General features: G+C 42.2%; 11 protein-coding genes and 10 tRNA genes. 15 read left to right on the forward strand and 6 right to left on the reverse strand.

Annotated elements, in window-relative coordinates; all coding sequences use genetic code 11:
* Window positions 1-78: 78 nt before the first annotated feature.
* Both AC4CVD_RS04665 and AC4CVD_RS04670 read left to right on the forward strand, forming a co-directional pair.
* A complete protein-coding gene (locus AC4CVD_RS04665; protein WP_490752218.1) occupies window positions 79-4,533 on the forward strand; it encodes a hybrid sensor histidine kinase/response regulator in 4,455 nt (1,484 codons plus the stop codon).
* 4 nt (window positions 4,534-4,537) lie between these two features.
* Entirely contained in the window at window positions 4,538-4,993 is a 456-nt protein-coding gene (locus AC4CVD_RS04670; RefSeq protein WP_114837795.1) for a hypothetical protein, read from the forward strand.
* Window positions 4,994-5,058: 65 nt separating this feature from the next.
* On the opposite strand, the gene dapE is transcribed toward AC4CVD_RS04670, so the two are convergent.
* From dapE to AC4CVD_RS04685, 3 genes are all read right to left on the reverse strand, one after another.
* Window positions 5,059-6,192, reverse strand: coding sequence for a succinyl-diaminopimelate desuccinylase (dapE, locus tag AC4CVD_RS04675; protein ID WP_490752220.1), 1,134 nt, complete (start codon window positions 6,190-6,192; stop codon window positions 5,059-5,061).
* A gap of 116 nt (window positions 6,193-6,308) precedes the next feature.
* Window positions 6,309-6,455 (reverse strand): entericidin A/B family lipoprotein, encoded by a 147-nt coding sequence (locus AC4CVD_RS04680; protein WP_010326244.1) that lies wholly within the window; start codon window positions 6,453-6,455, stop codon window positions 6,309-6,311.
* A gap of 157 nt (window positions 6,456-6,612) precedes the next feature.
* The gene (locus tag AC4CVD_RS04685; RefSeq protein ID WP_078388414.1) at window positions 6,613-7,491 is read right to left on the reverse strand and encodes a DUF1853 family protein; all 879 of its coding nucleotides are present in this window, start codon (window positions 7,489-7,491) and stop codon (window positions 6,613-6,615) included.
* A 97-nt stretch (window positions 7,492-7,588) separates the two neighbouring features.
* Here AC4CVD_RS04685 and AC4CVD_RS04690 point away from each other — a divergent pair, with 97 nt between their 5' ends.
* The 13 genes from AC4CVD_RS04690 (at window position 7,589) to AC4CVD_RS04750 (ending at window position 10,490) form a co-directional block, all read left to right on the forward strand.
* A complete protein-coding gene (locus tag AC4CVD_RS04690) occupies window positions 7,589-7,981 on the forward strand; it encodes a YbaN family protein (protein ID WP_058869166.1) in 393 nt (130 codons plus the stop codon).
* Complete coding sequence (gene elsL / locus AC4CVD_RS04695; RefSeq protein ID WP_010326245.1) at window positions 7,981-8,478, forward strand: cell wall-recycling L,D-carboxypeptidase ElsL; 498 nt, start codon at window positions 7,981-7,983, stop codon at window positions 8,476-8,478. Before AC4CVD_RS04690 ends, elsL begins: the two co-directional genes overlap by 1 nt.
* A gap of 312 nt (window positions 8,479-8,790) precedes the next feature.
* Window positions 8,791-8,866 (forward strand) — tRNA-Val (locus tag AC4CVD_RS04700).
* A 25-nt stretch (window positions 8,867-8,891) separates the two neighbouring features.
* Window positions 8,892-8,968 (forward strand) — tRNA-Asp (locus AC4CVD_RS04705).
* Between the two features lie 49 nt (window positions 8,969-9,017).
* A tRNA-Asp gene (locus AC4CVD_RS04710) sits at window positions 9,018-9,094 on the forward strand.
* Between the two features lie 21 nt (window positions 9,095-9,115).
* Window positions 9,116-9,191: transfer RNA gene (locus AC4CVD_RS04715), tRNA-Val, on the forward strand.
* A gap of 13 nt (window positions 9,192-9,204) precedes the next feature.
* A tRNA-Asp gene (locus AC4CVD_RS04720) sits at window positions 9,205-9,281 on the forward strand.
* 68 nt (window positions 9,282-9,349) lie between these two features.
* Window positions 9,350-9,425 (forward strand) — tRNA-Val (locus AC4CVD_RS04725).
* 11 nt (window positions 9,426-9,436) lie between these two features.
* Window positions 9,437-9,513: transfer RNA gene (locus AC4CVD_RS04730), tRNA-Asp, on the forward strand.
* A 63-nt stretch (window positions 9,514-9,576) separates the two neighbouring features.
* Window positions 9,577-9,652: transfer RNA gene (locus AC4CVD_RS04735), tRNA-Val, on the forward strand.
* A gap of 50 nt (window positions 9,653-9,702) precedes the next feature.
* Window positions 9,703-9,779 (forward strand) — tRNA-Asp (locus AC4CVD_RS04740).
* An 88-nt stretch (window positions 9,780-9,867) separates the two neighbouring features.
* Window positions 9,868-9,943 (forward strand) — tRNA-Val (locus AC4CVD_RS04745).
* A gap of 85 nt (window positions 9,944-10,028) precedes the next feature.
* Window positions 10,029-10,490 carry a DUF2750 domain-containing protein gene (locus AC4CVD_RS04750; RefSeq protein WP_004694470.1) on the forward strand — a complete coding sequence of 154 codons (462 nt, stop codon included), beginning with the start codon at window positions 10,029-10,031 and terminating at the stop codon, window positions 10,488-10,490.
* A gap of 17 nt (window positions 10,491-10,507) precedes the next feature.
* On the opposite strand, the gene AC4CVD_RS04755 is transcribed toward AC4CVD_RS04750, so the two are convergent.
* The 3 genes from AC4CVD_RS04755 to AC4CVD_RS04765 all read right to left on the reverse strand — a co-directional run bounded on the left by AC4CVD_RS04755 (window position 10,508) and on the right by AC4CVD_RS04765 (window position 14,782).
* Window positions 10,508-11,287, reverse strand: coding sequence for a YdcF family protein (locus AC4CVD_RS04755; RefSeq protein WP_278344900.1), 780 nt, complete (start codon window positions 11,285-11,287; stop codon window positions 10,508-10,510).
* 94 nt (window positions 11,288-11,381) lie between these two features.
* A complete protein-coding gene (locus tag AC4CVD_RS04760) occupies window positions 11,382-14,048 on the reverse strand; it encodes a PepSY domain-containing protein (protein ID WP_114837462.1) in 2,667 nt (888 codons plus the stop codon).
* Window positions 14,049-14,221: 173 nt separating this feature from the next.
* Window positions 14,222-14,782 (reverse strand): hypothetical protein, encoded by a 561-nt coding sequence (locus AC4CVD_RS04765; RefSeq protein WP_490752223.1) that lies wholly within the window; start codon window positions 14,780-14,782, stop codon window positions 14,222-14,224.
* Window position 14,783: the final 1 nt, after the last annotated feature.

The raw sequence follows: 14,783 nt of genomic DNA on the forward strand, positions 1-14,783 counted from the left end.
AAGACTGGTTTGGGATGATGGTTATAATGAAGTTTATGCACCTTTTTTGGGTAGCTGACAACGCAAGAAGCCTTAGCTATGAAAGAAATATTAAAACATTTAGTTGAAACGACAACGCTTCCGGAAGATAGTTATCTAGATCAAGATGCAGAAATTCTTGAAATTTTTGTTGAAGAAATTGAAGAAATCTTCGTTGACTTAGATCCATTATTTGAAAAGTGGTACGCTGAACCGACACATCAAGAAACTTTGTTGAGCATACGTCGTCACTTCCATACCTTAAAAGGCTCTGGTCGTATGGTGGGGGCAAAGTCAGCAGGTGAAACAGCATGGGCGGTTGAAGATACCTTAAATCGTGTGATTTCAGGGGCTGTGCCTCTCACGGCAACGGTTCAAAAATTCGCTAAAACAGTATTCAAACTGTATCAATTTAAACTGTATCCGATATTCAAAGCGGTACAGGAAATTGATCTTGATCTTCGTCCATTGGTTTTAATTGGACAACAATTACAACAAAATCAAAGTTTAGAACCTGCTCTAGAAGAGTTGCTACAACTGTCTAATCATCTAAATAGTAATGATGTCGTGACGGGATTAGAGCTGAGAGATATCGAAGTGGCTGAATCTGAGCCGCAAGTTGCAGACGCATCTGAACAGGATGATCAAGTACATGATGTCCTTGAAGAAACTTTAGCGATCTTCATTGAAGAAGCGGAAGACCATTTAGCGACTATCGATCAGTTCTTAAATGCAGATGAAACCAAAGTACAAGATTACAATGGTTTAATCCGGGCTTTACATACATTGCGCGGTAGTTCGTCTATGGCGCAAATTGAGCATGTCTTTAATGCCAGCTCAAAAGTTGAAAATCTATTTAAAACTTTGGTTCAAGAAGAGATCGTTTCTACTTCGAAGGAAATCTCTTTACTCACCCAATATGCTGAATTTGTACGTGACTATTTACATGTGCTTGGGCGTGGTACGAACGAACAGCTTGACGTGATTTATGCTACGTTCAGTACGGCTTGGGATAACTATGGTTTCAGTATAGAAGACGTAGACGATGAACTGAACCCACAAGGTATGGTCTCGAAGCTGATCGAGTTAAATATTGATCTGCTGCTTGATGCCGAGTTTGAGTTTGATCAGCGTGCTAAGGTTGAATATCCTGAATATATTCAGCACTTAGGTGAACAAGCAAAACAATTGCTGGAATTCACCAATAACCGTGCTGCACAAGGAATTCATGACTTTACTTCTGAGCTATATGCTGGTTATCAAGCCTTACTGGAAAAGCCAGAATTACTCAATGTAGATTATGCATACGAGTTATTTGGTCAGGCACATCAAGAATTTATCCATTTATTTGACACTTTAGCTGCGGGCCAGCGCGTCATTCTGACTGAAGAAGTGCATAAAGTTCTGAATGAATTAATGGCCTTCGTACAGCAAGATGTTGAATCGACTTCGACGACGGTAATTGAACCTGTTGCTGAGGCTATTGTTTCTGGAAATACTTTACAACCAAGCCTTGATCTTGCGCAGATTTCGCAGCAAATTGCATTGGATCATCAGTACAAGCAATCGAATACAGCCAATACCGATTTTGATGATGATTTGCTTGATATCTTCTTGGAAGAAGCCGAAGAATTATTGATGGGGATGGATCAGGATCTCAATACTTGGTCTAAAAATGGCAATGATACCGCGGCACTCAATAATTTAATGCGTTATTTGCACACCTTAAAAGGTGGTGCCAATATGATTTCTGCACCTTTTATTGGTTCGATTGCACACGAATTAGAGTCTATTTATGAGCGTGTGATTCGTCAGCAAATTGCCACAACACCACAGTTGATCAGCATCATACGCTTAGTACAGGATGACGTCGCAGACCGAATTCAGGTCATTCGTACGGAGAAGGTTGATTATCCAGCAACAGCGACTATCAATGTACTGCATAACATTCAGAGCTTGGTTGAGGGTACGACTGTTACAACTACAGCATCCGAGCCTTTAGTTGAAGCGTTTGTTGCGGCAGTTGAAGAACCTTTATCTAATATAGATAGAACGATTGAAGCTGAGGCAGCTGCGGTTGAGTCAGCAACTGCAATTGAAGCGTCAAGTGTAGTTGAAAACACTGACGTTACTGTCGTTGAACAGCTGGATACTCCGTCACTTGTCCAAGAAGAAGCCAGTCTGTTATCAATTGTTGAAGAAACCTTCTTGGAAGAAGCTGAAGAAATTTTAGCGACTACGGATGGCTTACTGAAACAGTGGACTGAACAACGTAGTGACCGTAGTGTGTTACTACAATTGCAACGTGCTGCGCACAGCTTAAAAGGCGGCGCGCGTATGGCGGTGAATGAACCTGTTGGTGCGATTGCTTATGAATTAGAAACCACATTTGAGCAATTTGCTGTACATAATTTCAGTTCAAACGTGTATGACCCATTATTGCAAACCGCATTTGAATGGTTAAAACAAGCCATCTTCAAACGTGATTTTAGTAATTATGATGGTCTGAAAAATAGCTTAGCATCTATTGATTATGTGGATGTGATTGCACAATTACCTACGCGTGTAACTCAAATTGATTTACTCAATGCGGTACCAAGTTTTGAGTTTGTGCAGGGTGATGGTACTGAGCCGCCAGCAATGCTGGGTGAGTGGAAAGAAACGACTCACTTGGATGGCGGTAATGAGATGATCCGTATCTCAGCTGATTTGGTTGAAAAAATGATCGACCTGTCAGGTGAAAATGCAATTAACCGTTCGCGTATCGAGATGGACTTAGGTCAACTCGGCAATACTTTGAACGAGATGGAGCTTGCAATTAAGCGTTTGGCGGATCAGTTGCGTCGAATGGAAGGCGAGCTTGAGAGTCAAATTATTGCGAAGCACGGTTCTGAAAACTCGCGCTACGCAGACTTTGACCCCTTGGAAATGGACCAATATTCATCGCTCAATCAATTGTCTAAATCCTTAGCCGAATCAGCTTCGGATTTAGTCGACTTCAAGAGCACTTTGGCTGAAAAAATTCGTGATGCAGAAGGCTTGTTATTACAACAATCCCGTATTCAAGCGGAGATTCAAGAAAGCTTAATGCGGACACGTTTGGTGCCGTTCTCACGTATGTTGCCGCGTTTACAACGTATTGTGCGTCAGACCGCCTCAACCTTGAACCGTCCAACGGAATTGGTCGTTCATAACACTGAAGGTGAATTAGACCGTACGATTCTTGAACGTTTGGTTACACCATTTGAGCATATGCTACGTAACGCAATCGACCATGGTATTGAAGATGGGGAACAACGTAGCGCTGCGAAAAAATCAGCGACAGGTCAAATTGAACTGAACATTAGTCGTCAAGGTACAGACGTTATCGTCAGCTTTAAAGATGATGGTAAGGGTATTGATGAAAGCACGATTAAAGCGAAAGCGCTAAACCTAGGTTTAATTAAAGCCGATCAAGTGCTAGATAAACAGGAAATCTTACAGTTTATTTTCCATCCGGGTTTTAGTACGGCCAAAGAAGTGACGCAAATTTCTGGACGTGGTGTTGGTCTTGATGTGGTACAAAGTGAAATTAAAGCACTGGGTGGACATGTCACGGTTGAATCGGAAATTGGATTCGGTACGACCTTCATTATTCGCGTACCGACTACGGTAGCGGTGAGCGATGCTTTGATGGTAAAAGCAGGTGATCAACAATATGCGATTCCATTGGCGCAGATTGATCGTATTGTGCGTATTGCTCCAACAGCATTGGATCAGTATTTCCACAGCAAAGATGACCAATTCAAAATTGATGGTGTGAGTTATAAACTGCGCTATTTATCTGAGTTTTTATCCAATCAGCCGATCCCGCGTTTGAGTAATATTGGACATTCATTGCCGGTGTTGTTGATTAAAGGCAACAGTGGACAAACCATTGCCTTATTGGTCGATCAGTTGATTGGTTCACGTGCGCAAATTGTAGTGAAGCCAGTTGGGCAACAGTTTGCCAGCATTGGTGCAATTGCTGGTGCAACGATTTTGGGTAATGGACATGTGTGTTTGATTTTAGATGGTCAGAACATTGCACGTCAGATTTTAAGTACCAAGCGTGTGACGCATGCAGTTGATCACCGTGACTTTGGTCGCCATCAGGATACACGTCGTTTAGTGATGATTGTGGATGACTCGGTCACGGTACGTAAGGTGACATCGCGCTTATTAGAGCGTCAAGGCTTTGATATTGTGACAGCAAAAGACGGTGTCGATGCGATGGAACAGCTTGAGAGCGTTAAACCAGACCTGATGTTGCTGGATATTGAAATGCCACGTATGGATGGTTTCGAAGTAACGAACTTGGTTCGTCACCACGAAATTCACCAGAACTTGCCGATTATTATGATTACATCGCGTACGGGTGAAAAACACCGTGAACGTGCTTTCAGCTTGGGCGTGACACACTACATGGGCAAACCATTCCAAGAGGCAGAATTACTTGCCAACATTCAGCAACTATTGGCTGAAAAGCAGGGGTAAATAAATGAACGCAAATGTTTCAAAGAGCATGAATGAGCAAATCAGTCAGCAAGAATTGCAATATCTGATTACAGTATCAACAGGTTTTATTGATGCTTATATTATTGAGTGTCATGGTAAAAACCCCATGCTCTTGCCGCAAAATATTGTTCTATCTGCACTCGATAGTGATACGCAAGTGAAAACGGTGGAATGGCATGATCTTCATCTGCCTGTTTATGCCATCAACCGTCCCGACCAAACGGAAGGCGTGGCGCTGGTGATTGAGGGGGATGATGCTTCTCAGCGCTTTGCTTTGATGTGTAATGAAATGCCGAAGTCAATTCGTTTGCGTATTTCTGAAATTGTTGATGATGAAAGCCCTGTGAATGATCCCACCATTTTCCAGCTAGTCCGTATGGGGGATGAGACTTATCACGTACCGAATTTAAATAAAATTCAGGCGAGTTTAGGTCTTTAAGCTTAAGTTTGAATGTAATAAAAAAGGAACTCAACTGAGTTCCTTTTTTATGTGAGTTTGAATGCTTATGCCAAAAGGCCTTCTAAAATTTTTTCGTAAATTTCAGCAAGTGGTTCAAGATCAGCGACATTCACATGCTCATCAATTTGATGGATGCTGGCATTGAGAACACCAAGTTCAAGTACTTGAGCACCTGTAGGAGCAATAAAGCGACCATCTGATGTCCCGCCTGAGGTTGAAAGCTCAGTTTCTACACCAGTCACATTACGAATGGCATTTTTAGCCGCATTCACCAACTCACCCACTGGTGTTAGGAATGGTAAGCCTGAATGTGTCCATTTAATGTCGTAGACTAAACCATGACGATCCAAAATTTCTAAAACACGTGCTTTTAATTCTTCAGCGGTCAATTCAGTTGAATAACGGAAATTGAAAGTCACGGTCATGGTACCTGGGACGACATTGGTTGCCCCTGTGCCAGCTTGAATATTGGACACTTGGAACGAGGTTGCAGGGAAGTATTCGTTGCCCTGATCCCAAACTGTATCACAAAGTTCAGCAACGGCTTTAGAGGCCATGTGAATCGGGTTAATCGCCAAATGTGGATAAGCCACGTGACCTTGTTTTCCTTTCACTGTCAGTACTGCATTAAGTGAACCACGACGACCATTTTTAACAATATCACCCAGTTGATGTGTACTTGAAGGTTCACCCACCAAACACCACTTCATTTTTTCATTACGGGCTTCGAGTGTCTCGATCACTTTGACTGTGCCATTAATCGATGGACCTTCTTCATCTGAGGTGATGAGGAACGCGATTGAGCCTTTATGATTTGGGTGTTTCGCAACAAAGCGCTCAGAAGCAACCACCATTGCAGCCAAGGCAGTTTTCATGTCTGCGCTGCCACGACCATAAAGCTTGCCATCACGAATTTCAGGGGCAAATGGGTCTGAGTTCCAAGCATCTAAATTACCTGTAGGAACGACATCGGTATGACCCGCAAAGCAGAATACAGGTGCTTCAGTACCTTTTCGTGCCCATAGATTATCAACATCATCAAAGCGCATAGACTCAATGTTGAAACCAATTTTTTTTAAGCGTTCAGCCATAATATTTTGACAGTTGTGGTCCACAGGTGTAACCGATGGCTGACGTAAAAGTTGGAGGCTTAAATCGAGAGTAGCAGAAGAGGTCATGCGCATTTCAAAGTCAATAAAACAGTCGGCACTATAATAGGCGATTAATCTCTGGAATGCGAAACTTAGCAATAAAAAAACCTTATCTATTGATAAGGTTTTTATGCAAATATTAACTACTTGCGGATTTCATCTTGGGTTTTTTCAGCGGTATGTGATACAGCATTACCTGCTGAAGAGACATCTTTACCCATACCTTTGACGGTATTACAGCCTGTTAAAACAAAAAGCATCACTAGTGAACTTAAAACAATTTTTTTCATCGCTGTCTCCAAAATTTTTAGTGTATTCATCAAATGATTTTGTTCTGATGTTGTTTAAGATTAAAAAATAAACACTTTAAACAATAGCATCGTTTTACAGGAGATGAGTAAGCGTATGTTGCGTTATGTATTTTTGTATAAACTAACTTCTGCAAAATCAAGTTAAAATCAAATTTGGATTTCGGTACATATAAAACTGATTGTTTTGATTTTGTAAGTACAGGCCATTGGTCCACCAATGTGCATTTTCGCTGCTGACTTCCGCATTTGGGCAAATCCACTCTTGACGCTGTAGGCGATAGTAATTTAAGTCGGTCGTTGGAATGATGTTACCCCAAGTACCTAGTCGACGGTCAGGATTGAGCCAATTGGGAAGGGAGTATTGATTTAAAGCATCAACTGCCGTGAAACCATTTGTTAGAGGGAGAAAGAGTTGCCCCTTTAAAACGGAAAAGCGCGTCTGAATGTCTGTGTCTAAAGCTTGCTGGAATTGAAACTGTTTATGGGTAAAGTGTTTTAGTTTTCGGTTTAAAGTATCGGTACGATTCAACCCATACCATGTGGTTAAGCTCAGATCTGTTTCACCCAAATAATATTTCAACGCGACTTCCCAATGCTCGATTTGATTGGTTTCGGTATTTTTAATTAAAAAGTCCAGCTCACCTGTAGTCCGTGCCCCATCAATGATTTGAATACTATGCCCCAATAATTCATATGCATGATAGCGATGATCCCGTAACCAAAACCACATGAACATTTCAAAGCGTAGACCTAGACGGGTACTTTTCAACTGAGCCATAAAGTCTTCAAGTTCTTTAGGGCCTTGATCGAGCTGTTTAAGGCGAGGTAAATAGGTTTGAAAGTGCTGTTGCCAGATCTGTGAGGGATGAAAATGAAAAGTATGTTGTATATCGAGCTCTGATGGCAACGCAGACAAAATGTTTGGACTTGCTACAGCAAAAGCTAACTGGCGAACCAATGGATGTTTGAATTGGAGCCAAGGTTCGAACAACTGATGCTGTGAAATGAGATGCATGTGAGTGCCTTAAAAAAGAAGCTAAATATGCAGAAGGACAACGGATAAAATTAAAAAACACTTTATACTACCGCAATTCGGTGCTCAGGAAAGTGGTATGAAAACGTTGTTTTGGCGTTGTTTAGTGGTGATCTTTGTCATCCTAGGCTTTATCGGTGCACTGTTGCCGGGTATGCCAACAACTGTTTTTCTGATCTTGGCAGCTTGGGCTGCATCTAAAGGTTGGCCACAAATGGATGCTTGGTTACTCAACCATCCTAAATATGGTGCAACGTTAAGAGCATGGCGTGCCAATGGAACTGTACCACGTAAAGCGAAATGGTTTGCCAGTATCATGATGTTGATCAGTGGAATGATCATGCTACTGACCAATGCACCATTTTTAGTGAAATTATTTACCAATACCACCATGCTGCTTGTCGCAATATGGTTATGGTTACGCCCAGAACCCAATATATCAATAGATAAAAAACAAATAGAGGACAACTGATGTCTTATGTAATTGCTGATGCAGACGTCTTGATTGATCTGGCTGAACAAACTTTAACGCTGCCTAAAAAGAATAAATTTTATCTGATCTCATCGGGAAAAAATGGCATGGGTGAAACTGAAAATAGTGGTAAAACGCCGCGAGGTTGGCATCTGGTTGCTGAAAAGCATGGTGCTGAGCAACCGCAAAATGCCGTTTTTATTGCTCGAAAGCCTACTGGGGAAGTATACGACACCGATTTAGCCAACCAGTTTCCTGAACGGGACTGGATTTTGTCTCGGATTTTATGGCTGAGTGGTTTAGAAGAGGGCTTCAATCGTGGGGAAGGCTGCGATACCTATCAACGTTATATCTATATTCATGGAACACCTGATAGCGAACCAATGGGGATGCCGATGTCGCATGGCTGTATTCGTATGCGTAATACGGATGTCATAGAGTTATTTGAACTAATTGATTGCAATGCACTGGTTTATATTTCCGAACATAAACTTTAAATCTAAAAATAGCTGTTAAAAAATATGCAAGCTTATTTTATTGAGTATTCAACGCTGTAATTTAAAATATGAATATTGAGTAGAAGAAGGGGATTAATCATAGAAAAAGTGTATTTTGAGGAAAATAAATTTAGCGAATAATCATTTTAATTTTCGCAAATATGTTAAATAACATACAGAAAATACTTGTTTTTATGCCATTTGACCTATTTTTTAATCACTCGATTGCAAAAAAGTGAAAACAAGCCGAAAAGCGTTTGACAGCCTGTAAAGATTCTCTATAATGCACCTCACAAACGATAAAGACGTTAAGGGCGCTTAGCTCAGTTGGTAGAGCGTCTGCCTTACAAGCAGAATGTCGGCGGTTCGATCCCGTCAGCGCCCACCAAGCCTTTACGTTAAAGATCTTACGTGCAGCGGTAGTTCAGTTGGTTAGAATACCGGCCTGTCACGCCGGGGGTCGCGGGTTCGAGCCCCGTCCGCTGCGCCACTTAAGATTTTTAATATTGTTTGTACCACATTAGTGACTTTGTGTAAGTGCAGCGGTAGTTCAGTTGGTTAGAATACCGGCCTGTCACGCCGGGGGTCGCGGGTTCGAGCCCCGTCCGCTGCGCCATTTATACAGAATCCTTAATGAGGGCGCTTAGCTCAGTTGGTAGAGCGTCTGCCTTACAAGCAGAATGTCGGCGGTTCGATCCCGTCAGCGCCCACCAGATTTTTTGCGATGCAGCGGTAGTTCAGTTGGTTAGAATACCGGCCTGTCACGCCGGGGGTCGCGGGTTCGAGCCCCGTCCGCTGCGCCATTCAAAGAATCGATTAAACTTAAGTTCCTGAGCTTGAGTTTAAAAACTAAGACTGACAATCTTAATCAGGGCGCTTAGCTCAGTTGGTAGAGCGTCTGCCTTACAAGCAGAATGTCGGCGGTTCGATCCCGTCAGCGCCCACCATATTTTACGACGCAGCGGTAGTTCAGTTGGTTAGAATACCGGCCTGTCACGCCGGGGGTCGCGGGTTCGAGCCCCGTCCGCTGCGCCATTTAAAATATAAATTTAAGTCCCTGAGCTTAAATTTGAAAACTAAGATTGACAATCTTAATCAGGGCGCTTAGCTCAGTTGGTAGAGCGTCTGCCTTACAAGCAGAATGTCGGCGGTTCGATCCCGTCAGCGCCCACCATATTCAAGCTGTAAAGCTTAATGACCCTAATTGCATTCGCAATTACCGTTGCAGCGGTAGTTCAGTTGGTTAGAATACCGGCCTGTCACGCCGGGGGTCGCGGGTTCGAGCCCCGTCCGCTGCGCCATTTTCTAGATCCCTTGTGCTAGTAAATGGAATCAAGCAAGATTTCTTTCTTGCATCATAAAAATAGCGATGCTATTTTTATTTCTCAAGGGCGCTTAGCTCAGTTGGTAGAGCGTCTGCCTTACAAGCAGAATGTCGGCGGTTCGATCCCGTCAGCGCCCACCATATTCCCTTGTCGTAAAAGCCTTGCTTATCTCAAGCTGTTTTCATACACTTCTGTGCAATAATAATTTTAAAATATGACAGATTTATGAGAAACCCATATCAACGCAAAGCTGCGTCTAAAAATCAAAATACTGCTTACGATCCTCTTGAAATCTATCGTCTTTTTATCGAAACTATCGTGCATCAAGGTCATGTTATAGCCTTATATCAAGATGGCTGGGCTTTATGTGCTACGCCGACTGGACAACGTTCTTTTGCGATGTGGCAGAGTAAAGGTTTAGCGCAGCTTTTGGTAAAAGATAATTGGGCGGGCTACGAAATCCAGAGTATTGGTCTCAGCGATTTAGTCGAAAAAGTGATTCCATTCTTACGTTCAGAAAAAACTACGGTCTCTATGAACTTAAGCCCCGAAGGGCAAAATGTCTTGGTTGCACCAGAAAAATTGTTATTAGATATCAAAAACTATTTATATCAATTTTCGATGCAGAAGCCTGAATTATTTAAACAATTACAATTACCGTCGCCACGGACAATCCGTCTTCATTAATTCATGAGGATTTTATTTTAGTATTCATTGAGTAGCCAACCACTCCAATATGCAAAATACTCACGTAACCATGCATTATAGCGAGTGGCAAGAGGTGTCTGAGCGCTGATCATGATAGGCGTTTGATAACCCTGACGTATGGCTATAGCACGGCTACGGGGGATATGAAAATCGCTGGTCACAATAGCAATCGGTTGCTGTAGGGAAATATGCTGCTTGGCTAAAATCTTTTTACTATTGATCAGATTTAACTCGGTACTGGTGCTTTGATCTTCGGTGTAAATGCGCTGTGCTGGGATATGGTGTACATCAATCAGATATTGTCGCATTGCTTCAGCTTCACTATTTTTTTGCTGAAAGGATAGGCCGCCACTGACGACCATAATGCTGTTGGGATGTAGCTTGGCATAGCTTGCCGCTTGATCTAAACGGCTGGCCAATGTTGGACTCGGTTTGCCATGCTTCAGACCACTGCCAAGAACTACAATAGCGGGTGCAGCGACATGAGGGGTATTTTGTTGATTTGAAAACCCTAAAAAGACGAAGAAAATAACTAAGCTAAAAACCCAAACAAAGAAAATCGCCCAAGCCCAACGCCATATTGATTGTCTGGTTGTATTGGTTTGAATATAGGCGATAAGCTTAGGATAAGCGAGTGCATAAATGATCAGGCCTAGTCCAATCAATAAGGGCAAGAGGGTGCCAAAATTAAAGCGTAGTTGTAAAACAAAATACAAGCCGTCTGCGAACAGTAATGACCCGATAATAAAACTAATGACTCTTTTTGATTTTTGCATACAGGCTTGTGGGTTATCGTTTGCATGATTCTAGCAAATTTACGCATGAAAAAACCGAGCGCTGTGGCTCGGTTTTTTCATTTAGACTTAGTGTTTAGTAAACATCGCGACGGTAACGACCTTCTTGACGGAGTTGATCTAATTTTTCTTCACCTAAGATTTCAATTAGCGCCGCATCGACATCGCTCGCCATCCCATTAATGCTACCGCAGACATAAATTACGGCACCATTTTCAACCCATGTTTTAAGCTCAGTGGCTTGTTCACGTAGTTTATGGTGTACATAAACTTTCTCTGCTTGATCTCGTGAGAACGCTAAATCTAAGCGTTGTAGCATGCCTGTGGTTTGCCACGCTTCAATCGTACTTTGATAGAAGAAATCATGTTCACGTTGACGCTCACCAAAGATCAACCAGTTTTGCGTATAGTCTAGGCGGGTACGTGCATGGAGTAGACTCATTAAACCAGCGATGCCTGTGCCGTTTCCAATACAAATGATAGGACGGTTGTCATTGATCAAGTGGAAAGATTCATTGGTACGAATACGTAGTGCGATAGGTTGCTGAAGCTCGGCATGTTGGGTTAACCAACCAGAACCTAAGCCCAGTTCACCTTCTGAATTTTGCTGTTGGCGTACGACCAAACGTAACACTTGTTGAGTCGGTACACTTGCAATCGAGTATTCACGTGTAGGTAAAGGGCTCAACTGTTCCAGTAAATGTTCCAAATTGGCAAAAGGCTCAATCTCTGTGTTGAGGTTCTTATCCCCAAGCGCTTGCTCAATCGAAATGGCTAAAGACTCAACGATGCTCTGTGCTGCAATGTGATGCTTTTGCATAAATGCTTGGATACGTGCTGTGCTGTTACCTGGTTGAACTTCAGCAATATCACCCGCTTGCCATGTTGCATCGAAGTTGGTTTTTAGCTCAATATTATAAGCATGTGCTCCGACACTATTTGGATTGAGTACTTCACGTTGTGCCAAATTCCATTGATCAAAGGTTTTGTCAATATTCATGGCTTGAAGCTCAAGTTTGGTTGCAGAGGCAAGAGCACTGTTCCAACGTTGAATATCATTGTTATCTGCGTTGTTGACTTCAATGGTTGCAAACAAAGCATGTGCGCCATTGGCTTTTAACCAACGGTCAATACGATGTCCAAAACTACAATAGGAGTCAGGATATTCTTGAGAGCCTAAAGCCAACACGGCATAGTGAAGGTGTGACAAATCCAAAGTTGTATTTAAAAATTTCTTTTCAAAACTACTGGCTAAGTCAGGTGCTTCACCCGTGCCATAAGTACTTGCAACAAAAAGCACTTGCTCAGCAGCTTTTAAGTCATCCTGTGTTAAGTGTTGCACAGCTTTAACACTTACAGGTTGTCTTGCTTCTTGTAAGCTGGTTGCAGTACGCCAAGCGATTTGCTCAGAAACACCCGTTTGAGTTGCATAGGCAATGAGCCATGGTTTCGCATGTGGATCAACCGGAACATTCAATGCTCCACCACGGGCTTGCTGAGTGAGTTTCTTCTGCTTACGACGTTTTAGATATAGCATCCAACCGGTTACAAAGAACAGTGGCATCATCAGTGATGCAAACATGGCAAAGAATTGATAAATTGGGCCAAAGAAGCTACCACGGTGCACAGGAAGCATACTGCTCATGATTTTTTCATTCAGCTTCTTCTGCTCATACAACTCCATTTTTTCAATTTGTGAAGTTTGATAATTGAAGACCGCTGAGTTTCTCGCCCGCTCATGCTGTGGAATTGCATCTACAAATGAAAGCTCAAGTGTACCATCAGGCTTTTTCGGAATATTTAGGGTCAGGGTTGAATAGTCTCGACCAACTTGTGCGTTAAATCCTGTCCAAGTTTGGGTTAAAGCAATTTGCACTTGTTTTGGAGATAAGCCTTTACGCTCACCATGTTGTTCGCTTTGCCCACGTTCGCCACGTGCAGTGTGCTCACCTTGTGGGCCGCCACGACCTTGCTCACGTGATTCGCCACCACGAGCACCAGCCTGTTCGCCACGTGGGCCTTGAGCTGCACCAGCATTTGGACGGGGTCCTTCTTGCATTTGTGCTTGTGGGCGCTCAACACCAAGGACTTTAAACATGCCATCGCGCCACCAATCATAAGACCAGTACAGTCCTGTACAGGCCAAGATCAGATAAAAAATCACCACCCAAGTACCAACAACAGCATGCAAATCCCAAATGAAGTTACGCCCTTTCAATTTAGGTTTAATAAAAAACCATTGTTTGATGGAATGACGTTTGGGCCAACGTAAGTACAGACCACTCAATACAAAGAAAATAAGCATGAGGGTACAAGCGCCAGTAATTTGTTTACCGACAGGGCCGACAGTTAAATTACGGTGTAACTGTTGAATAAAGTTAAAAAACTCACGGCCTTTAACTTCGGGTAAGACTTCAGCAGTATACGGGTTCACCATCATGTTATAACCACGACGTGCGCCTTCTTTCTCGATATTGACCGTACTTGAAGTGGTCGGTTCTTGAGCAATCGTAATACTATTGATTTTGATGGCAGGATCTTGTTTTTGGAAATGTAGATACAGCTCAGCAGGAGTTAATTTATGGTTTTGTGTTGCTTGAACGGTATAGCTATTTGGGTTCATCCATTTTAAGATTTGTTGTTCATAAGAATAGATGGCCCCTGTGAGGCCCATAAGCGACAGGATAAGACCCGCAGTGATTCCCAAAAACCAATGCACTTGGAAAAATGTTTTTTTAAACATGGCAATACTTAATGGTGAGCGATTTGTTGTGCGGAAATTATACCTGAAGATTGAGAAGATAATATGGATTTAGCAATTAATATTTATTCTCATTATCATTTATATTCGAGGGTTTGGTATATAAAAAAACCTCCAAAAGTTGGAGGTTTTTTTAAAGAAGAGAAAGACAGGACTTAAAGTGGCTGCGCTTCACCGACTGTTTCTTTTAAATGTTTACGAATCGTATTAAACGAGAAGTTTTTGCTATCCATGCGTTTTGGCAGAATATATGCACCTTCTTGGCCTTTCATTTTGAATTTAATCAACAAAAACTCAGGTGTGTTGTACCATTCGTAGATATCTTTCCAACCGATTGCACCGACACCTTCTTGTATACCCATTTGCTGGCGCATAATTAGACCGTGAGGTTGTACACCTAAACGAATGCCTTTAATTTCCTGAACCGGAAATTCATTCATTTTGCGTTTCACATACCATTCTAAACCGAACTTACGGACTAAAAGGTAAACCACGACGCAGGCGATTGCGACCCAACAAAAGATGGTTGAATAATTCTTGAGTAAAATTAGGCCAAGAATCGAAAGGGCTGTAACGACAGCCATGATGATCCTAGCTTTCATGCTAATTTTGTTTGTGCTACGCCAAATTTTTAATTGAGCATCGCGTTGTTCAGCTTCAGTGATTTCATAGGTCACAGGCTGTAAAGTATAAGCGTATAAATTTTTCGCGGTCATA

This window comes from Acinetobacter sp. LipI_23 (genome assembly GCF_058243045.1).